This window comes from Amycolatopsis thermalba (assembly GCF_023376025.1).
GTDB lineage: Bacteria > Actinomycetota > Actinomycetes > Mycobacteriales > Pseudonocardiaceae > Amycolatopsis_E > Amycolatopsis_E thermalba.
Genome location: NZ_CP091196.1, coordinates 6,435,583 through 6,454,097, shown reverse-complemented (window position 1 = coordinate 6,454,097; position 18,515 = coordinate 6,435,583). Strand labels below are relative to the sequence as shown.

At 71.4% G+C, this 18,515-nt stretch carries 27 protein-coding genes and 1 tRNA gene; 16 read left to right on the top strand and 12 right to left on the bottom strand.

Translation table 11 applies throughout. The features are described from left to right. The first annotated feature begins 35 nt into the window (after positions 1-35). Positions 36-683: a peptide deformylase gene (gene def, locus L1857_RS31335; protein ID WP_198958257.1), complete on the top strand. Its 648-nt coding sequence runs from the start codon at positions 36-38 to the stop codon at positions 681-683. Here def and pepE read toward each other — a convergent pair. Continuing rightward, positions 652-1,362, bottom strand: coding sequence for a dipeptidase PepE (pepE, locus tag L1857_RS31330; protein ID WP_094006055.1), 711 nt, complete (start codon positions 1,360-1,362; stop codon positions 652-654). The two genes, def and pepE, sit on opposite strands and share 32 nt — an antisense overlap. A 93-nt stretch (positions 1,363-1,455) precedes the next feature. Between pepE and L1857_RS31325 the strand changes: the two genes are divergently transcribed. After that, on the top strand, positions 1,456-1,887 hold the full coding sequence (locus tag L1857_RS31325) for a TIGR03667 family PPOX class F420-dependent oxidoreductase (RefSeq protein WP_116110698.1): 432 nt from the start codon (positions 1,456-1,458) through the stop codon (positions 1,885-1,887). Between the two features lie 812 nt (positions 1,888-2,699). Here L1857_RS31325 and L1857_RS31320 read toward each other — a convergent pair. Further along, positions 2,700-2,957, bottom strand: coding sequence for a helix-turn-helix domain-containing protein (locus tag L1857_RS31320; RefSeq protein ID WP_094006059.1), 258 nt, complete (start codon positions 2,955-2,957; stop codon positions 2,700-2,702). Positions 2,958-3,029: 72 nt separating this feature from the next. Between L1857_RS31320 and L1857_RS31315 the strand changes: the two genes are divergently transcribed. Beyond that, positions 3,030-3,317, top strand: a complete 288-nt coding sequence (locus tag L1857_RS31315; protein ID WP_094006060.1) for a winged helix-turn-helix domain-containing protein — start codon at positions 3,030-3,032, stop codon at positions 3,315-3,317. Here L1857_RS31315 and L1857_RS31310 read toward each other — a convergent pair whose 3' ends face one another. Then, entirely contained in the window at positions 3,318-4,373 is a 1,056-nt protein-coding gene (locus L1857_RS31310) for a J domain-containing protein (RefSeq protein WP_116110697.1), read from the bottom strand. Positions 4,374-4,427: 54 nt separating this feature from the next. On the opposite strand from L1857_RS31310, the gene L1857_RS31305 reads away from it, so the two are divergent. After that, positions 4,428-5,000, top strand: a complete 573-nt coding sequence (locus L1857_RS31305) for a hypothetical protein (RefSeq protein WP_249467123.1) — start codon at positions 4,428-4,430, stop codon at positions 4,998-5,000. On the opposite strand, the gene L1857_RS31300 is transcribed toward L1857_RS31305, so the two are convergent. Next, positions 4,984-5,376 carry a DUF2237 family protein gene (locus L1857_RS31300; RefSeq protein ID WP_094006063.1) on the bottom strand — a complete coding sequence of 131 codons (393 nt, stop codon included), beginning with the start codon at positions 5,374-5,376 and terminating at the stop codon, positions 4,984-4,986. The two genes, L1857_RS31305 and L1857_RS31300, sit on opposite strands and share 17 nt — an antisense overlap. A gap of 253 nt (positions 5,377-5,629) precedes the next feature. After that, positions 5,630-5,812 carry a hypothetical protein gene (locus L1857_RS31295; RefSeq protein WP_240323192.1) on the bottom strand — a complete coding sequence of 61 codons (183 nt, stop codon included), beginning with the start codon at positions 5,810-5,812 and terminating at the stop codon, positions 5,630-5,632. A gap of 111 nt (positions 5,813-5,923) precedes the next feature. Between L1857_RS31295 and L1857_RS31290 the strand changes: the two genes are divergently transcribed. Beyond that, entirely contained in the window at positions 5,924-6,202 is a 279-nt protein-coding gene (locus L1857_RS31290) for a hypothetical protein (protein WP_240323191.1), read from the top strand. On the opposite strand, the gene L1857_RS31285 is transcribed toward L1857_RS31290, so the two are convergent. Both L1857_RS31285 and L1857_RS31280 read right to left on the bottom strand, forming a co-directional pair. Beyond that, complete coding sequence (locus L1857_RS31285; protein ID WP_094006191.1) at positions 6,199-7,536, bottom strand: MFS transporter; 1,338 nt, start codon at positions 7,534-7,536, stop codon at positions 6,199-6,201. The two genes, L1857_RS31290 and L1857_RS31285, sit on opposite strands and share 4 nt — an antisense overlap. Before the next feature lie 112 nt (positions 7,537-7,648). Further along, entirely contained in the window at positions 7,649-8,287 is a 639-nt protein-coding gene (locus tag L1857_RS31280) for a TetR/AcrR family transcriptional regulator (RefSeq protein ID WP_094006064.1), read from the bottom strand. A gap of 65 nt (positions 8,288-8,352) precedes the next feature. On the opposite strand from L1857_RS31280, the gene L1857_RS31275 reads away from it, so the two are divergent. Continuing rightward, on the top strand, positions 8,353-10,140 hold the full coding sequence (locus tag L1857_RS31275) for a bifunctional sugar phosphate isomerase/epimerase/4-hydroxyphenylpyruvate dioxygenase family protein (protein WP_249467116.1): 1,788 nt from the start codon (positions 8,353-8,355) through the stop codon (positions 10,138-10,140). Here L1857_RS31275 and L1857_RS31270 read toward each other — a convergent pair. Continuing rightward, positions 10,128-10,469, bottom strand: coding sequence for an antibiotic biosynthesis monooxygenase family protein (locus tag L1857_RS31270; protein WP_116110694.1), 342 nt, complete (start codon positions 10,467-10,469; stop codon positions 10,128-10,130). The two genes, L1857_RS31275 and L1857_RS31270, sit on opposite strands and share 13 nt — an antisense overlap. Positions 10,470-10,552: 83 nt before the next feature. Here L1857_RS31270 and sigK point away from each other — a divergent pair, with 83 nt between their 5' ends. Further along, positions 10,553-11,146 carry an ECF RNA polymerase sigma factor SigK gene (sigK, locus tag L1857_RS31265; protein ID WP_116110693.1) on the top strand — a complete coding sequence of 198 codons (594 nt, stop codon included), beginning with the start codon at positions 10,553-10,555 and terminating at the stop codon, positions 11,144-11,146. Beyond that, the gene (locus L1857_RS31260) at positions 11,143-11,865 is read left to right on the top strand and encodes an anti-sigma factor (protein ID WP_116110692.1); all 723 of its coding nucleotides are present in this window, start codon (positions 11,143-11,145) and stop codon (positions 11,863-11,865) included. The genes sigK and L1857_RS31260 overlap by 4 nt, the downstream gene beginning before the upstream one ends. A 37-nt stretch (positions 11,866-11,902) precedes the next feature. Here L1857_RS31260 and L1857_RS31255 read toward each other — a convergent pair whose 3' ends face one another. Continuing rightward, complete coding sequence (locus tag L1857_RS31255) at positions 11,903-12,322, bottom strand: nuclear transport factor 2 family protein (RefSeq protein ID WP_240323190.1); 420 nt, start codon at positions 12,320-12,322, stop codon at positions 11,903-11,905. On the opposite strand from L1857_RS31255, the gene L1857_RS31250 reads away from it, so the two are divergent. The 6 genes from L1857_RS31250 to L1857_RS31225 all read left to right on the top strand — a co-directional run bounded on the left by L1857_RS31250 (position 12,315) and on the right by L1857_RS31225 (position 16,251). Further along, positions 12,315-12,803 (top strand): GNAT family N-acetyltransferase, encoded by a 489-nt coding sequence (locus L1857_RS31250; protein WP_116110691.1) that lies wholly within the window; start codon positions 12,315-12,317, stop codon positions 12,801-12,803. The genes L1857_RS31255 and L1857_RS31250 overlap by 8 nt on opposite strands. A gap of 15 nt (positions 12,804-12,818) precedes the next feature. Beyond that, the gene (locus L1857_RS31245) at positions 12,819-13,265 is read left to right on the top strand and encodes an SRPBCC family protein (RefSeq protein ID WP_116110690.1); all 447 of its coding nucleotides are present in this window, start codon (positions 12,819-12,821) and stop codon (positions 13,263-13,265) included. Next, positions 13,265-13,477 carry a KTSC domain-containing protein gene (locus L1857_RS31240; protein WP_094006072.1) on the top strand — a complete coding sequence of 71 codons (213 nt, stop codon included), beginning with the start codon at positions 13,265-13,267 and terminating at the stop codon, positions 13,475-13,477. Before L1857_RS31245 ends, L1857_RS31240 begins: the two co-directional genes overlap by 1 nt. A gap of 101 nt (positions 13,478-13,578) precedes the next feature. Beyond that, positions 13,579-14,961: an alkaline phosphatase PhoX gene (locus tag L1857_RS31235; RefSeq protein WP_249467113.1), complete on the top strand. Its 1,383-nt coding sequence runs from the start codon at positions 13,579-13,581 to the stop codon at positions 14,959-14,961. A 39-nt stretch (positions 14,962-15,000) separates the two neighbouring features. Beyond that, entirely contained in the window at positions 15,001-15,792 is a 792-nt protein-coding gene (locus L1857_RS31230; protein ID WP_116110688.1) for an aminotransferase class IV family protein, read from the top strand. Between the two features lie 261 nt (positions 15,793-16,053). After that, positions 16,054-16,251 (top strand): nuclear transport factor 2 family protein, encoded by a 198-nt coding sequence (locus tag L1857_RS31225; protein ID WP_240323189.1) that lies wholly within the window; start codon positions 16,054-16,056, stop codon positions 16,249-16,251. 22 nt (positions 16,252-16,273) lie between these two features. On the opposite strand, the gene L1857_RS31220 is transcribed toward L1857_RS31225, so the two are convergent. Further along, positions 16,274-16,347, bottom strand: a tRNA-Leu gene (locus L1857_RS31220). Between the two features lie 101 nt (positions 16,348-16,448). Between L1857_RS31220 and L1857_RS31215 the strand changes: the two genes are divergently transcribed. After that, entirely contained in the window at positions 16,449-16,670 is a 222-nt protein-coding gene (locus L1857_RS31215; RefSeq protein WP_094006076.1) for a DUF3618 domain-containing protein, read from the top strand. 33 nt (positions 16,671-16,703) lie between these two features. Next, positions 16,704-16,940, top strand: a complete 237-nt coding sequence (locus L1857_RS31210) for a hypothetical protein (RefSeq protein ID WP_240323188.1) — start codon at positions 16,704-16,706, stop codon at positions 16,938-16,940. Between the two features lie 273 nt (positions 16,941-17,213). Here the strand turns inward: L1857_RS31210 and L1857_RS31205 are convergent, their stop codons facing one another. Then, positions 17,214-17,693, bottom strand: a complete 480-nt coding sequence (locus L1857_RS31205; RefSeq protein ID WP_094006077.1) for a hypothetical protein — start codon at positions 17,691-17,693, stop codon at positions 17,214-17,216. A 230-nt stretch (positions 17,694-17,923) separates the two neighbouring features. Continuing rightward, positions 17,924-18,478, bottom strand: a complete 555-nt coding sequence (locus L1857_RS31200; RefSeq protein ID WP_094006192.1) for a TetR/AcrR family transcriptional regulator — start codon at positions 18,476-18,478, stop codon at positions 17,924-17,926. Positions 18,479-18,515 lie beyond the last annotated feature (37 nt).

Here is an 18,515-nt window from a genome sequence, read left to right as displayed (position 1 = left end):
TGCTAGTTTGCAAAGTCGTTGGCAAGGGAGGCGGAATGGCCGTCTACGTGCAGGGGCAGCCGGTCGGGGACTGCCCGCGGGTGCTGCCGGAAGCGCGCCGTGGCTCGCCGCGGCGGATCACCGAGATCGGCGAGGAGATCCTCGCTCGTCCGTGCCGCCCGGCGGCCGAGTTCGGCACGCCGGAGCTGTCGGCCCTGATCGACGACATGTTCGCCACCCTGTACGTGGCCGAGGGCGCCGGACTGGCGGCCAACCAGGTGGACGTCGACCTGCGGTTGTTCGTGTGGGACTGCTGGGACGAGTACGGCGACCGGCACATCGGCCACATCCTCAACCCGGTGCTCGACGAGGAGCCGGTCGGCGACCGGCGGCTGATCGAGGCGCCGGAAGGCTGCCTGTCCGTCCCCGGCCCGTACGCGAAGCTGCCGCGCGCCGACCACGCTGTGGTGCGCGGGGTGGACCAGTTCGGGGAGCCGCTGGTCGTCGAGGGGCGGGGCTACTTCGCGCGGTGCCTGCAGCACGAGACCGACCACCTCGGCGGCGGCCTGTACGTGGACCGGTTGCCACTGCGCAAGCGCAAGTCGGTGCTGCGCGACATGGCCAGGTCGCGGGACGAGGTTCTGGCCCGGCGCGCCGAGCTGGCGGACGAGCTCAGGCGATCTCGCTCGCCAGAAGGTCGCTGAGGTCCGCGCCCGGCCGCAGCTCCGCCGGGCCGGCGCCGCGGCGGAACAGGCGGGCGCCGGCTTCGTCACCGCCGAGGGTGAGGGTGTCGTCCTCGCGGCGCAGCCAGGTGCCTTCGCGCATCCCCAGCACCGGCACGTCGTTCTCCTCCAGGAACTGGTCGATCCGCTCCTCGCGGGTTTCGCCCATGTGGGTGGATTCCGGCTGCGGGTCGAGGTAGTGCGGGTTGATCTGGAACGGCACGAACCCGGCCGCGTCGAACGCGGGCGGCTGCACGATCGGCATGTCGTTGGTGGTGCGGATGGTGGGGCAGGCGACGTTCGTGCCCGCGCTCGATCCGATGTAGACGGTCCCGTGCGCGACGCGGTCGCGGATCGGGGCGAGGAGCTCGCGGCGGTAGAGCTCGCGCAGGAGCCGGAAGGTGTTGCCGCCGCCGGTGAACACGGCCTGCGCGGAGTTGAGCAACCTGATCGGGTCATCCTGGTGGGCGCCGGCGACCTCGATGCCGAACGGGGCGAGCGCCTTGGCGACGATCGCCGTGTAACCGTCGTGATCGGCGAGCGCGAACGGCACGAACACCAGGCGGCGCACGTCCTGGAGCACTTCGCCCAGCGCGTCGGTAGCGTGCTCCAGGTAGCCGCGTCCGGGCGCGGTCGAGTTGGACAGCAGCAGCAGACGCATCGATGATCCTTTCCGGCGCTCGATCCCCGAATGCCTATCACGGGCGGTCGGTGAAGTTGCGCCGGAAGTGAGCCCGGCCACTACGCTGGCGGCATGGCAGGCGACGTGCTCCCCGACCCGTCGAGCCCGTTCGGACGGCGGGTCCGCGAACGGCTCGAGACCGAGCAGGTCGTCTGGCTCACCACGACGGGCGCGGACGGCACCCCGCAGCCGAACCCGGTGTGGTTCGTGTGGCGGGACGGCGAGTTCCTGGTGTACAACGCCGCGCGCGCCAAGCGGCTGGACCACATCCGGGACCGGCCGCAGGTGGCGCTCCACTTCAACAGCGACGGGCAGGGTTCGGACGTCGTGGTGTTCCGCGGACTGGCCCGACCGGCCGACACACAACCCCCGGCACACGAGGACGCCTCGTACGTGGCGAAGTACGGCAAGGCGATGGAGCGGGTAAGCGGAAGCCTGGCGGGGTTTTCGGAGCAGTATCCCCAGGTATTGCGGGTGAGGATCAACGCGGTACGGGGATACTGACGGCGCGCAGCGCCGTGCTTTGCACCCAAGGTAGCTGGGTGGTCATCCCGTCGCCTGACATGCAACGATCACCTTGAGCCAGGGCCGCAACCCGGGCCGCCAACCGGCGGCCGAGCTACGCAACCTTGCGGCCCTGGCTCAAGGTGATATGCACAAACCGGAAGGCGACGGGATGACCACCCGGCGACCACCTGCCCGAGGTGAGGTGCCTGCATTCCCCCGTCATCCCGGAGCCTGCCCGTCCGGCGAGGACATCTTTTGATCTTTAGAGGTGACGTTGGGCAGGCGGAGAGCCCGCCCTACGGGCGGAAAGCGCCTCACGGCGCCAAAAGGTCACCTTCCGACCTCCCCCGCCCCCGATGCCTGATTGTGTTTCGGTCGCCGAGCAGGCGTGTCAAGGCGGGAAAGAGTACCTTGACACGCCTGATCGGCGACCAAAGATCGGCTGTGGATCGGGGGCGGGGGAGGTCTGGTTGGGGTAGTCGGTCCACTTGCGTTGCCGGGCGCCGGTTCGCAGGGCTGCCGCGCGGTCAGCCGAGTGCCGGGCCGCTTGCGTTGCCGGGCGCCGGTTCGCAGGGCTGCCGCGCGGTCAGCCGAGTGCCGGGCCGCTTGCGTTGCCGGGCGCCGGTTCGCAGGGCTGCCGCGCGGTCAGCCGAGTGCCGGGCCGCTTGCGTTGCCGGCTTGCGGCTTGTTGGGCTGCCGCGCGGTCCGGTTGATTGCCGGGCCGCTTGCGTTGCCGGCCGCCGGTTGCAGGGTTGCCGCACGGCCCGCCGCTGCCGCCCCACTCGCCTTGCCGACCGCCGCCTCCCCGTCTAACCCTTCCCCTCATCCAGCAGCTCCGCTGGGTGCACCCCCATCGCCTCGGCGAGGCGGAACAGCGTGTCCAGCGTGATGTTGCGTGTGGGCCGTGGCGCGCCTTGTGCGAGTCGTGATCGTTCCAGTTCGGCGACCACCGATCGGGACACCCCGGCCCGGTCCGCCAGGTCGGCCTGGCTCAGGTCCCGGTCCCGCCGCAGCCGCCGCACGCGGGTTGCCAGGGCGCGCAGCCGGGCGTCCAGGACCTCCTCCATCGTCACAACTGCGCAGCCTACCAATGGTCGCTCGTGCCCTACTTTTTGTCTTTTCTATGCTACCTTGGAGGGGTGAGCAGAGAACTTCCCGCCACCGGTCCCGCCTACCTCTACGACCTCGTCGCCGACGATCTCGCCCGGCGCATCGAGTCGGGTGAGCTCGCGGTCAACACGCCGCTTCCCGCGGAGCAGACGCTGGCCCGGCAGTACGGCGTCTCGCTGGGCACGTGCCGCCACGCCACGAAAGTCCTCCGCGACCGTGGGCTGGTGCGGACCATCCCCTCGAAGGGGACGTTCGTCGCCGGGCGGCCCGATCGCGTGGCGATCTACTGCCTCGAACCGTTCCTGGACGTGGCCTGACTAGACGACCTGCGCGCGCACCTTCCGCAGCAGCCGCACGTCCACGCGCGCGGCCTCCGCGGCCAGCCAGTCGCCGATCACCTGCACGAACTGGTCCGGCGTCATCGGCGGGGCGGGCACGTCGAAGTCCTCGTCGGTGGTGATCTCGCCCGTGCGGCTCGGGTACACGATCAGCGCGCCGCGGATCTCCGCCCCGGGCAGCAGCGCGCGGAAGGCCTCGATCGCCTCCGGCAGCTGTGTCGCGCCGCCGCGGAAACGACGCTCGTCCCGCCACAGCTCGCCGTGCTCGTCCGCCGCGTAGTGCCCGGGCAGCCACGTCTTCGACTCGATCAGCACCAGCCGCCGCCCGGCGAGCACCGCGTGGTCGATGTCGGCGAACACCGAACCCGGCCACGCCAACCCGTGGAAGATCCGCGCCCCCGGCAGACGCGTCAGGTACCGCTCCAGCAACTCGGCCGTCAGCCGCTCGCCCCACTGGTCCGGCTCCGAGCCCGGCGAGCCGAACACGACCGTGCCGCCGAACTCGTCGTCCACCGCGCGCTCGGCCCGCGCCACCTCCAGATGCTGGCACACCAGCCAGATCGCCACCGCCGACGCCAGGACCAGCCACACCGCGACCGCCAGCGCACCCGCCATGATCGGCAGCACCACCAGCAGCAACCACGCCAGCAGCAACACCGCCGGAGCGTGCCCGGGCGCGGCCCGGTCCGCCGTCCGCGCCTTCTCCCGCGCCGCGTCCCACCACTCCAGCGCGTCCGGGTCCAGCACCGGCAACTCGGCCGTGAAACTCGGGTCCTCACCCAGCTTCCGCCCCGGCCGCCGCGCCCGGACCGGGGTGGCGGTCGCCGCCGCGCGGTCCAGCGCCCGGTCGTACGCCGCGCGCTGCAACGGGTCGACCAGCACCTCGTAGGCCTGCCGCAACGCCTGGAACTCGTCGGGGGAACCACCGGCGTCCGGGTGCACGGTCCGCGCCTTCTGGCGGTAGGCGGACTTGATCTCCGCCGTCGAGGCATGCCGGTCCACCCCGAGCAGGTCGTAGTAGCCCTCGCCGCGCACGCGGTTACTTTATGTGGTCTCCGTTTTCGCGCCACATGTGGCTAGAGTCAGCCGATGGTCCTCGACATCACGGACAGGCTGGGCATCCGCACCGGCCGCTACGTCGCGCCCGCCGGGCTCGCGGCGATCGTCCTCGGGGCCGCCCTCTTCGTCCTCCCACCGCACAGCACCCTCGCCGCGATCGCGCTCGGACTCGCGGGCGGGGCGGCCTTCGCACTGGGCACCGCCCGCCGCGCGCACGGCCGCTGGTGGGCGCTCGTCGCCGGGCTCATCAGCGCGGCCCTGCTCTTCGCGGCGCTCACGGTCGCCGGCCGCGGCCTCGCGCTGCACGCCTTCGGCCACACCGAGACCTGCACGGTCACCGACCGGGTCATGATCGAGACCGGCGCCCGCTACCACCACTACGGCTTCGTGCACACCCTCGCCTGCGGCGGCGAAACCCTCACCATCCGCACCGACCCGGGCGACCGCGTGCCGGTCGGGACCGCGGTGACGATCCTGACCAGCGACGTCCTCGAACCGGACTTCGCCGACCGGCACCCGCTCCTGTTCGAGGTGCCCGCCGTGCTCGGGTCAATCGCCCTGACCGTCGTGCTCGTGCGGCGCTCGGTCAGGTCAGCGAGCTAGGGTCCGCGGGCACGTCCACCGCGTGCCGCTGCAGGGCCTCCAACGGGACGACGTCCAGCGCCCGCTCGTGCGTCGAGGCCAGCACCACCGGCGCGGCCACACCCGCCTCGTAGGCCTGCAGCCACCGGGCGGCCACGACGCACCAGCGGTCGCCGGGCCGCAACCCGGGGAAGCCGTACTCGGGGCGGGGCGTGGACAGGTCGTTGCCGACCCCGCGCTGGTACTCCAGGAACTCCTTGGTCACCACGGTGCACACGGTGTGGCTGCCGAGGTCGTCGTCACCGGTGGTGCAGCACCCGTCCCGGTAGTACCCGGTCATCGGATCGGTGCCGCAGGGCTCGAGTTCGCCGCCCAGAACATTGCGATCGGTCGTCATGGCAGTCCGTGCTGTCGTTTCCAATCGTCCTCGCACAGAGCGTACTCGACGTCACCGTGTTCGGCGCCGATGCCTCGACCCGCTCGACGCTGTCAGGGGTGGTTCGGGTAGGTCGGGCTGGTCGAGTCCCGCGCCGTTGGAGGCGACTTGCAACTAGGCTCCTGGCTCCGCCGGTGCTCTGGCATCACGGCCACCCGACCGAAGCTGTGCGTCGCCGCACCGCTCGCTCGGCCGCTGAACGCACACACCCCGATCATGCCCGTACCCGCTCGACGGCGTCGTGGCCGGCGCTGATCGCCGTCAGCGAGCGGCCGGTGGTGGGGATGGCCAGGTAGAAGATGATCAGCGCGGCGAACACGTACCCGGCGGCGAGCACCAGCATCGACACGTGCGGGCCCGCCGCGGCGACCGCCACCAGCACCACCGACTGCAGCACCCCGCCGGTCTGCCCGAGCCCGCCCGCCAGCGAACCGCCGCTCGCGCGGGCGAGCCGCTGTCGGTCTCCGCGGGCCTGGCGCCGGACAACAGCGCGGTCACCGTCGTGCTGTTGCGCACCGTCGAGTACGTCGACAACCGGCACACCCACGACCACGAGCAGGTGCTGTGGGACCTGGCCGACACGATGTCCCGCACCGGCGCGCTGATCTTCCGCGAAGCCTCCTACGGCCTGGTGCTCGGCCCGGAGCACACCCAGCTGCTGGCGAAGAACGGGATGTCCAAACAGGACGTCCAGCGATGGGTGTCGGGCGCGGTCCTGCCGGTCGACGGAGGCGGCCCGCACCGCGCCGGTTTTCCGAGCCGCTCCGCCGAAGCCGCGAAGTCCTAGGCGGTCGCCCCGCCCGCGGAGGTCATCGGCACCCGGCCGCCGTCCAGGTCCTTGCGGCCCAGGTCGGCGGTCGGGACCCGGTAGTTGTCCCGGCCGGTGAGCACCGCGATCACGTTGACCAGGCACAGGCCCGCGGTGAAGATCGCGACGCCGACCCAGTTCGCGCTCTTGTCACCGGCGATCGCGGCGGCGATGCTCGGCGTGAACCCGGCGATCGCGAACCCGATCTGCGTGCCGATCGCCATACCGGACAGCCGCACCCGCGCGGGGAACATCTCGCCGTAGAACGCCGGCCACACCGCGTTGGTCGCGCTGTAGACGACACCGAACATCAGGATTCCCACGACGAACACGAGCACGTAGTTGCCAGCCGAGATCGCGCCCAGGTAGGCGAAGATCAACAGGGCGCAGCCCAGCGACCCGCCGATGAACACCGGCTTGCGCCCGACCCGGTCCGCCAGCATCGCCCACAGCGGGATGGCGCCCAGCGCGACGATGTTGGCGAGCACGCCGACCCACAGCATCGGAGTGCGCGCGAGCCCGGCGGAGTTGACCGCGTAGGACAGCGCGTACACCGTGAAGATCGTGCTGACCGCGGCGATCACGGCCGCGAACACGACCCGCAGCACGTCGGCCCAGTGGTCCCGGAACAGCACCGCGACCGGCAGCTTCGCCTGCTCCTGGCCGGCGACCTCGCGCTCGAACACCGGGGTCTCGTCCAGCTTGCGCCGGATGACGAACGCGGCGACGACGACCAGCGCGCTGGCCCAGAACGGCATCCGCCAGCCCCAGCTCTGCAGCGCGGCCGTCGGCATCGCCGCGACCGGCAGGAACACCGCGGTCGCCAGGATCTGCCCGGCCTGCGTGCCGGACAGCGTCCAGCTCGTGTAGTACGAGCGGCGGTGCTCCGGCGCGTGCTCCAGCGACATCGAGTTGGCGCCGGCCTGCTCACCGGCCGCGGACAGGCCCTGCAGCAGGCGCAGGATCACCAGCAGCACCGGGGCGAGCACGCCGACCTGCTCGTAGGTCGGCAGGCAGCCGACCAGGAACGTCGAGACACCCATCAGCAGCACGGTGAAGACCAGGACCTTCTTGCGGCCGAACCGGTCACCGACGTGGCCCAGGATGAACGCGCCGATCGGGCGGGCGACGTAGCCGACGCCGAACGTGGCCAGCGCCAGCAGCGTGCCCGCCGCCGGGTCCGAACTGGGGAAGAAGATCTTGCCGAAGACGAGTGCCGCGGCGGTGCCGTAGATGAAGAAGTCGTAGTACTCCAGTGCGCTGCCCACCCAGGCAGCCACCGCGGCCTTCCGGGGCTTTCCGTGCTCGACCACGTCCACGCTCCTGTCGCTCCGTTGCGTGCCGGATTAATGTACCGTTTGGTTACGTACCAGATGGTGAGTTAGTGGTCCACGGCTTGTCAACCCGGAGAAGGGGACGAAACGCTCAGTGCGCGGTCAGGTACTCGACCAGCAGGTCGCCGAGCATCGTGCGGTAGTGCTCGCGCCGGCCGGGGTCGAGCATGTCGCGCTTGAAGATGGCGTTGAACGTGTGCCGGTTGGCGGTGCGGAAGACGCAGAACGCGCTGATCATCATGTGCACGTCCAGCGCGTCCACGTCCGCGCGGAACGTCCCGGCGGCCCGGCCGCGCTGGAGGATGCGGGTCAGCACGTCCAGCGCGGGGTTCGCGAGCGTCGACAGCACCTCGGAGCGGCCGATGTGCTCGGCGTTGTGGATGTTCTCGATGCTGACCAGCCGGATGAAGTCCGGGTGGGACTCGTGGTGGTCGAAGGTCAGCTCGGCCAGCTGCCGCAGGGCCTCGACCGGGTCGAGGTGGTCGACGTCGAGTTCCTGCTCGCGGGCGCGGATGCCGGCGTAGGCGCGTTCGAGCACCGCGACGTAGAGGCCTTCCTTGCTGCCGAAGTAGTAGTAGAGCATCCGCTTGGTGGTGCGGGTCTTCGCGGCGATCTCGTTGACGCGCGCCCCGGCGTAGCCCTGGTCGGCGAACTCGCGGGTCGCCACGTCGAGGATTTCGGCGCGGGTGCGCTCGGCGTCGCGCAGGCGTTCGGCGCTTTCGGTCGGCATATGCGCACCGTAGGACTCACCGACTGGTTCAACCAACACCGGTCCGTGCGAGAGGAGTCCCGGCCATGAGGCGAGGGATCGCGACCGTGTGCCTGTCCGGCACGCTGGAGGACAAGCTGACCGCGGCGGCCGCCGCCGGCTTCGACGGGGTCGAGATCTTCGAGAACGACCTGATCGTCTCGCCGCTGTCGCCGGCCGAGGTGCGGCGCCGCTGCGACGACCTCGGGCTGTCGGTGGACCTGTACCAGCCGTTCCGGGATTTCGAGGCGGTGCCGCCGCCGGTGTTCGAGGCGAACCTGCGCCGCGCCGAGCGCAAGTTCGACGTGATGGAGCAGCTCGGCGCCGACACCATGCTGGTGTGCTCGTCGGTGTCGCCGGACGCCGTGGACGACGACGACCTGGCCGCTGAACAATTGCATACACTCGGTGTACGTGCAGCTCGGCGCGGTATGCGCATCGCATACGAGGCGCTGGCGTGGGGCCGGTTCGTCGACACCTACGACCACTCGTGGCGCATCGTGCGGCGGGCCGATCACCCGGCAGTGGGGCTGTGCCTGGACAGCTTCCACGTGCTCTCCCGCGGCAGCGACCTCGCGCTGATCCGGACGATCCCGGGCGAGAAGATCTTCTTCCTCCAGCTGGCCGACGCGCCCCGGCTGCACATGGACGTCCTGCAGTGGAGCCGGCACCACCGGCTGTTCCCCGGGCAGGGCGCGTTCGACCTGACCGCGTTCGTCGGGCACGTGCTGGCGACCGGCTACTCCGGGCCGCTGTCGCTGGAGGTCTTCAACGACGTGTTCCGGCAGGCCGATCCGGGCCGCGCGGCGGTCGACGCGATGCGGTCGCTGCTCGGGCTGGAGGAGTCGCTGGGCGAGCCCGCGATCGCCGCGCCGGAACTGACCGGGCACGCGTTCACCGAACTGGCCGTGGACGAGGCCACCGGGCCGCGGCTGGCCGCGGCGCTGAGCGCGATGGGGTTCGCGCACACCGGGCAGCACCGGTCGAAGCCGGTGCAGCTGTGGACCCAGGGCGAGGCGCGGGTCCTGCTGAACGCGACCGGCGGGCCGGCCGAGATCAGCGCACTGGCCGTGGCGAGCGCGGACCCGGCGCGCTCGGCGCGGCGGGCGGAGTCCTTCCACGCGCCGGTGCTGCCGCGGGAGCACCGCGCCGGCGAGGCCGACCTGTCGGCGGTGGCCGCCCCGGACGGCACGGCGGTGTTCTTCTGCCGCGACGGCTGGCTGTCGGACTTCACGCCGACCGGCGACACCGCCACGGGCGCCGGGTTGCTGGGCACCGACCACGTCTCGCTGAGCCAGCCGTTCGACAACTTCGACGAGGCCGCGTTGTTCTACCGCACGGTGCTCGGGCTGCACCCGGAGATGCCGACCGAGTTCGCCGCGCCGTTCGGCCTGATCCGCAGCCGCGCCGTGACCAACCCCTCGAACACCGTGCGGATCGCGCTGAACGTCGCGCTGCTGCGCCGCGGCGAGTGGGCGCCCGGCGTGCCCGACCCGCAGCACATCGCCTTCACCAGCGACGACGTGCTGGCCACCGCCAAGGCGATGCACGCGGCCGGCGCGCCCCTGTTGGCGATCCCGGACAACTACTACGACGACCTGGACGCCCGGCTGGCCCCGCCGCCGGATCTGCTCACCGCCCTGCGCGAGTATTCGGTGCTCTACGACCGCGACGAGCACGGCGAGTTCCTGCACTTCTACACCGAGGTGCTGGGGGCGCGGGTGTTCTTCGAGGTGGTCCAGCGGATCGGCGGCTACCGCGGCTACGGCGCGGCGAACGCGCCGGTGCGCATGGCCGCCCACCGCCGGTTGCGGCTCGCGCGTCAGTCCGGCTGAGCGAAGACCTCGGCGTAGGCGGTGAACACCGGGTTCGCCGCCACCCAGTCCCACAGCTCACCGGTGATGTCGCCGTAGATCTCGGCTTCCACCATGTCCGCGCACTCGCCGCCCCGTGCGAGCAGGGCCGCCCCGCGGTCGTTGTGCGCGAAGGCGGCGTCCACGTCGGTGTACTCCTCGATGACGACGTAGCTGCCCGGCGCCCCGGAGAACCACCGGTAGGTGAGCGTGCCCGGTTCGGTCGCGGCCTGGTCGCGCAGCGCGCGGGCGACCTCCTCGAACTCCTGCTGGTCGTGGACCTCGAAGCGGGCGCGCACGTAGAAGCTCATCCCCGCATCCAACCAGTGATCCGACCCATCCGGTCCCGCGTTCGCTCCGAACACGATCTGTCGGCGTGAGGGAGGATGACGGGATGGACGACTCGGTCCGGGCGATACGCCCGGCCGCCCAGGGCCCCGCGGGCCCGTCGCCCGAGGACCTGATGGCCCAGGTCGTGCGGGGGAGTGAGGCCGCGTTCGAGCAGCTCTACGAGGTGGTCGCCGGCCCGGTCTTCGGCGTGGTGCGGCGCGTGGTGCGCGACGTCGCCCAGTCCGAGGAGGTCGCGCAGGAGGTCCTGGTCGAGTTGTGGCGGACCGCGGCGCGCTACGACAGCGCGCAGGGCAGCGTGCTGAACTGGGCGCTGACCCTCGCGCACCGCCGCGCGGTCGACCGGGTGCGGTCGGCCCAGGCGCGCACCGACCGCGAGCAGCGGGCCGGGGCGACGGCGCCGGGACGCGAGTTCGACGAGGTGCTGGAGGCGGTCACCGCCCGCCTGGAGCGGGAGCAGGTGCGCCGCTGCCTGGACGGCCTCACCGAGCTGCAGCGCGAGTCGATCATGCTCGCCTACTACGGCGGCCACACCTACCCCGAGGTCGCGGACCTGCTGCAGAGTCCACTGGGGACGATCAAGACGAGGATGCGGGACGGCCTGATCCGCCTGCGCGACTGCCTGGGGGTGACGCGGTGAACCCGGACGTCCACATGCTGACCGGCGCCTACGCCCTCGACGCGCTCGACGAGCTGGAGCGGCGCCGGTTCGAGGAGCACCTGGCCGAGTGCCCGGACTGCGAGCGCGAGGTGGCCGAGCTGCGCGCGACGACGGCGCGGCTGGGTGCCGCGGTGTCCGAGACACCGCCCCCGGCGCTGCGGGATCGCGTGCTGAAGCAGGTGCGCCAGGTCCGGCAGGAACCACCGGCCCGCCGGACGGCGACGCGTTCCCGGAACTGGACGACACGCCTGCTCGCCGCGGCCGCCGTGATCGCGATCGCGGTCGCCGCGGTCAGCGGAGTCCTCGCGGTGCGGGCCGAGCGGCAGCTCGACACCGCCCAGGCGCAGTACGCGGCGCTGACGGAGCTGCTGTCGGCGCCGGACGTGCGGACGGTGTCCGGCACGGACGCGGGCATCGCCGGCGAGGCGCGGCTGGTCGTGTCGCCCAGCCGGGACCGGGCGATGCTGACCATGTCCGGCATGCCGGACCAGCCGGCGGACGTGACCTACCAGGCGTGGACGATCGACGCGTCGGGTCCGCGCTCGGCCGGTGTGATGGGGCACGCCGGGACCACCGGGGCGCCGCTGATGTTCACCGGCCTGGCGGGGGTGCGCACGGTCGCGGTGACCGTCGAACCGGCCGGCGGCTCCGAGCGGCCGACGTCGGCGCCGGTGGTGGTCTTCACGGTGCCGGCGTAACGGGTTCCCGGTGGCCGGGGTGCTCCGGCCACCGGGATCACCGCTGGAACCGCCGCCGGCCGGTGAGCGGGCCGAGCCCGGAGCGCCACCAGGCGAGCCACGCGCCGGGACTCGCGGCGACGGCCCGCGCGACGGGCATCGAGTCGAAGAAGGAGTCCCGCCGGGTCACCCAGCCGTCGGCGTTCAGCCACAGCTCGTCGACGGCGCGGAAGGCCAGCGGCTTGCCGCGCAGCGTGCCGCTCAGCCGCAGCTCGATGAACAGCCGGTCCTCCCGGCCCGCCCAGGACAGCACCTCGCCGCGCAGGTCCGGCAGGAAGCCCAGCAGCCGCTCGGCCTCCCGTCCCCACGCCCGCCTGCCTCGCGTCGGCGGCACCATCGGCTGGTTCAGCTCGACGTCCTCGGCGAGCAGGGCGTCCCACGGCGACCAGCGCCGGCGCCTGATCGACGCGATGGGCACCGCCGACCGCCTGCTCCGCCTGGCCGCGATCACGATCGGCCCGGCCGATCCGGAGTCCTCGGACGGCCGGCGCTGCCTGCACGCCTACGCGGCCGAACTCGACGCCCGGTTCCCGGAGGGGTTCGACACCGCGGATCTGGTTGCGCCCGGCGAGATCCGCGGCGACCGGGGAGTCCTGCTCCTCGCCCGCGAGGACGGCCGCGCCGTGGGGTGCGGCGCGCTGCGTACGTTCGAACCGGGGATCGGCGAGATCCGGCACGTCTGGCTCGACCGCGACGTCCGTTGTCTCGGCCTCGGCCGCCGCCTGCTCGCCGAACTCGAGGGCGCGGCGCTGGCCCGTGGGATGTCCGCGGTCCGGCTCGGCACGCACCCCGAGCTGTCCGAGGCCATCCAGATGTACCGTACGAGCGGTTACTCGGAAATTCCCCACTACGGCGACGATCCGCACAGCGGTCTGTGGTTCGAAAAACGGCTCGGATGACCTACCCTCGAATTCGTGCCGGTCGACGTGCGCACTGAAATCGTCATCGCGCGCCCGCGGGAAACGGTGGCTGCCTACGCGGGCGATCCGTCGAACGCGCCCGAGTGGTACGCCAACATCCTGGACATCGAATGGGAGACCCGGCCGCCGCTGCACGAGGGCTCCCGGATCGGTTTCGTGGCGCGGTTTCTCGGCCGCACCCTGCGGTACACCTACGAGGTGGTCGAACTCGCGCCCGGCGAACGGCTCGTGATGCGCACCGCGCAGGGCCCGTTCCCGATGGAAACCACCTACACCTGGGAATCCGTGGACGAGGACCACACGCGCATGGTCCTGCGCAACCGCGGTGAGCCGAGCGGCTTCGCGAAAGCCGGCGCCCGCGTGCTGCGCGCGGCGATGGCACGCGCGAACCGCCACGATCTGCGCCGGTTGAAGGACCTGCTCGAAACGGGTCGCCCCTAGTGCGCCGCCATCCGGTTTCCTCGAGCGCGCTCGCGTCGGTCGGGTACGACGCGGCGCGGCGCATTCTCGAGGTGGAATTCCTGCACCACGGCATTTACCGGTACCTGGGCGTGGAAAGCGCTATCTACCGCGCGTTGCTGGCCGCGGAGAGCAAGGGCCGCTACTTCCAGGCGTGCATCCGCGACCGTTACCCGCACGAGCGGCTCGCCTGAACCGTTCGCCCTCCGTTCGCCTGGGTGTCGTCCGCGGGCCCCGCCGGGGTCGGAATCGGCGGTTTTGATCCTTGGCACGGTTCCCACCACAGGAGGTCGGCATGGCTTCACTTTCCCGGCGTGATCTGCTGCGCACCGGCGCGGCGAGCGGTCTGGGCATCATCGTCGCGGGCAGCGTCGACGCGATCGCGGCGCCTGCCGCGGCCGCGCAGGTCACCCGCGGCGCCGGCTACGGCCCGCTCGTCGACGATCCGGCCGGCCTGCTGGCGCTGCCGGAGGGCTTCCGGTACCAGGTGATCGCCCAGTCCGGCGTGACCAAGCTGGAAACCGGCCAGTTCACCCCGAGCGATCCCGACGGCATGGCGTGCTTCCGCCGCGGCCGGGACTTCGTGCTGATCAACAACCACGAGATCGGCGGCAGCGAGCCGCACCGCACACCCGCGCTGCCCGGCCTCACCTACGACCCCGGCGCAGGCGGCGGCACCACGACCATCGTCGTGGACCACGAGGGCAACCGGAAGAGCGAGTACGTCAGCCTGGCCGGCACGCACAACAACTGCGCCGGCGGCGAGACCCCCTGGGGAACCTGGCTGACCTGCGAGGAGACCGAGCAGCGCGCCGGTGGCGTGTTCCAGAAGGACCACGGTTACGTGTTCGAGGTGGACGCCTTCGACCGCGACGCGAACCTCGAACCGGTCCCGCTGAAGTTCCTCGGCCGCTACTCGCACGAGGCCGTCGCCGTCGACCCGAAGACCAGCGAGATCTACCTGACCGAGGACGCGAGCGGCCCGAACGGCCTGTACTTCCGGTGGCTGCCGCCGAAGGGCTTCCGCGGCGGCAAGGGCGCGCTGCGGGCGCTGGTGCTGTCCGCGGGCGGCGACACGGCGGGCAAGCTGCAGGCGATGAGCGCGTTCAAGGGCAGCAGGCACATCGGCGACCTGTCCGAGGCGACCACGCCGGGCACCCGGTACAAGGTGCGGTGGGTCGACGTGCCCGATCGCGACGCCCGGACCGTGTCGGTGCGCAAGCAGTTCGCGCCCGGCCAGGTGACGCACAGCCGCAAGCTGGAGGGCGCCTACTGGGGCGACGGCGGGGCGTACTTCGTCGCCAGCTACGCGCGGATCAGCGACGGCAGCGTCAACGAGCACGACGGCCAGGTGTGGTTCTACGACCCGCGCTCCGAGACGATCGAGCTGAAGACGATCTACGGCGTGAACCCCGACCCGGAGGCCGACACGAACTACGACGGGCCGGACAACATCACCGTGTCCCCGCACGGTGGCCTGATCCTCGCCGAGGACGGCGAGGGGCTGAGCCACCTGGTGGGTGTCACGAAGGACGGCAAGTCGTACCCGATGGCGCGCAACGACCTCAACGACAGCGAGTTCACCGGTCCGGTGTTCAGCCAGGACGGGCGGATCCTGTTCGCCTGCATCCAGAGCCCCGGCCACGTGTTCGCGATCACCGGGCCCTGGGACCGGTAGTTGACCTTCACACCGGTGTGAAGGCCTAACGTGCGGTGCATGAGCACTTTCGTCGTTCATCGCAACGGGCGAGCGGCGACCAGCGAGGACCTGGCGCCGCTCGCCTTCGCCGGATACGCGCACTTCACCGCGATGCAGGTGCGGGGCGGCCGGATCCGCGGCCTCGACCTGCACCTGGCCCGGCTGCGCAACGCTTCAGTCGAGATGTTCGGCACCGCACTGCCCGACGAGGCGGTGACCGCCTACCTGCGGGCGGCGTTGACGGAGGGGCCGGCGGACGTCTCCCTGGTCGCCACGGTGTACTCGCCGGAGTTCTCGACGGCCGACGCCGAGCCCGGGGTGCTGGTCCGCACCGGACCGGCCACCGACGGCCCCGCGGGCCCGCTGAGCCTGGCGACGTTCGAGTACGAGCGGGTCCTGCCGGCGATCAAGCACGTCGGCGAGGTGGCCAAGACGTACTACCCGAAGCAGGCCACCAAGCGCGGCTTCGACGACGCGGCGTTCGTCGACCGCCACGGCCGGCTCACCGAGGCGTCGATCTGGAACCTGGCGTTCTGGGACGGGGAAGCGGTGGTGTGGCCGGAGGGGCCGATGTTGGGCGGCGTCACGATGGGAATCCTGCGACGCCAGCTGGACCGGCTCGGCGTGGCGCAGCGCTCGCAGGTCGTGACAGTTCCTGATTTGTCGTCGCTGCGGGGAGCGGTGGTGATGAACTCGTGGACACCGGGCGTGGCGGTGAGCCGCATCGAGGACGTGGAGCTGGGCACGCCGGAGTCCTTTGTGGAGCTACTGCACCGCGCTTACGCGGCGGAGCCGCTCGTCGCGCCGTAGAACGAGTCCGACCCCGGACGGCGGCGCGCGGCCGTTGCCGCGCTCCGGGCCCCGACGCCCACGAACAGTTCGTCGCCGGGGGCGGGTTCGTCTTCGTCCACGCCCGGAACGCGGTGGCCCACCACGACGCCGTCACGTTCCCACGCACATGGTGCCCGCGGACGGCGGTGATCCGGTCTGGTCTTCCTCGTTCTGGGCGAGAACGGCGGCATCCGGCGGGACTACCAGTTCACCGGTGGCGACGCGGGCACCCGTGCGGCGGTGGCGGAGTTCCAGGTCCTCGTCGAGGGGCGGGACGCGGTCGTGCTGGGCGAGATCCAGCACACCGTGCGGGCCACGGACCAGCCCTACACCGCGCGGTGCGCCGTGCACCTCACGGTGGAGGACGGGCTGATCACCCGGTACCACGTCTACGAGGACAGCCTCAGCGTCGCGCAAGCCCTCGCCGGGGACGAGTGACCTGCGCGATGGTGCCGGTGAGTGGGCCCGGAGAGACTCGAACTCTCACTGGCATGGACCTAAACCATGTGCCTCTGCCAATTGGGCTACGGGCCCCGACGCCCCCAGCCTAGCGCCCGGGCCCGGTACGGCGTGGCCGGTGCCGCCCGCCGGGGGCGGTGATCTACGGTTGTGCCCTGCGAAGGTGAGGAGGACCTGTGGCTCGCGACCCGGACACCATCGAGCGGGAGATCGTGAAGGCCCGCGAAGCGCTCGCGTCGACGCTGGACCAGCTGGGCGAGAAGGCCAGCCCCAAGCGGCTGGCCGACAACGCCAAGACGACCCTGCGCGCCAAGCTCGACGACCCCAAGGTCAAGTTTCCGCTGATCGGGGCCGGCGTGCTCGTTGCGGCGCTGCTGGTGCGCAAGCTGTTCCGCTGAGGGCTCAGGCCCGCGCGGCCGGCCGCGGTCACCTTGTTCGACGAGGTGGCCGCGGCTCCGGCACCGCGCGACGACCCGGTGAGCGAAGGTCAGGGTCAAGTTTCCGCTGATCGCGGCCGGTGTGCTTGTCGCGGCCACGGTCACGCCGAGGGGCCGCGGCGCCGTAAGACGACCCTGCGCGCCGAGCTCGACGACCCCAAGGTCAAGTTTCCGTTGATCGCGGCCGGCGTGCTCGTTGCGGCGCTGCTGGTGCGCAAGCTGTTCTGCTGAGGGCTCAGGCCCGGGCGACCGGCCGCGGTCACCTTGTTCGACGAGGTGGCCGCGGCTCCGGCACCGCGCGACGACCCGGTGAGCGAAGGTCAGGGTCAAGTTGCCGTTGATCGCGGCCGGTGTGCTTGTCGCGGCCACGGTCACGCCGAGGGGCCGCGGCGCCGTAAGACGACCCTGCGCGCCGAGCTCGACGACCCCAAGGTCAAGTTTCCGCTGATCGCGGCTGGCGTGCTCCTCGCGGCGCGTTGGTGCGCGAGCTCTTCCGCTGAGGGCTCAGGCCCGCGCGGCCGGTGTGCTCGCGGCCGCGGTCACCTTGATCGCCGAGGCGGCCGCGGGCTGCGGCGCCGCCGGCTTCGCGGTCGTCAGCGCGTCCCCGATGTTCGCCGTCAGCTTCGCCTTCGGCTTCTTGTCCGGCTTGGGCGCCGGCTGCTCTGGTACTTCAGCCGGTGCCTCCGCCGTCGCCGCCCCCTCCGCTGGCGCGGCCGGCTCCGGGACCTCGATCGGCGCCGGCTCCGGCCGGGACAGCCGCGCGGTCATGTACGCCGCCGTGAACTCCAGCGCACTCCCGTTGAGCAGGTGGACGACGGTGGCCCCCTTCGCCTCCGCGCCCAGCTCCTCGACGAACTGGTCGACCCGGTCCCGCGCCGCGATGATCCCGGGCGCCCGCGCCGTCAGGCTCTTGCCCTGACCGGTCACGGTCACCGCCCAGTCGTCGTCCTCCGGCACGTAGATCGCCGTGATCGGTACCGCCATGAGTCTCACACCCCTGCCGCTCTCGGCTGCAACTCCACACTGAGGGAGCAATCCGAAGCCTCTTCATGACGCCGATCGCATTCATCCGATCGGGCGTGCTTCTGCCGCCATTTGCTTAACGCTCTGTCAGCTTCTATCGATACATCAACAGAACTCTGCGTGACAAGTTCTGGGCGGAAATGTGCGATGCGTGACGGCCATATGGAGCAACGAGCTGCGAGTACGTCCGATCACTGAGCGCGAAGGCCCAGTCCGGCCCACAGCACCTCCATGGCGAGGTCGGTAGCCATATCGGGTGTCACCTCATCGTGCTGCTCGCACCAGATGGCCAGCCGCTCGCTCGCCCCGACCACCAGCTCCGCCGTCGCCTCGAGCAGCAGGTGCCCCGTCTCGCCCGCGTCGAAGTACTGCGCCATGAGCTTGGCGATGAGGTCGGTCTGCTGCCGCCTCGTGTCCTCCAGCGCGTCGGAGGCCGACGTGCCGATCAGGGCCAGCTCGTGGCGCAGCAGCGACCAGCCCTGCCGGCGTTCCCGGGCGAACACGAAGAACGCCCGCAGCCCGCTGCGCAGCGCCTCGCGGGCGTCCGTTTCGCCGGCCACCGCGCGTTCGGTCACCTCGCGCAGCTCGGCCCTGGCCTGCGCGACGCACGCCAGCAGCAGGCCTTCCTTGGAGTTGAAGTACTCGTAGAGCATCGGCTTGGACACGCCGACGCGCTCGGCGATCTCGTCCATCGACGCCGCGGCGAACCCGCGCTCGGCGAACACCGCCTCCGCGACCTCGAGCATCTGCCGTTCGCGCTGGGCTCTCGGCATGCGTTTGCGG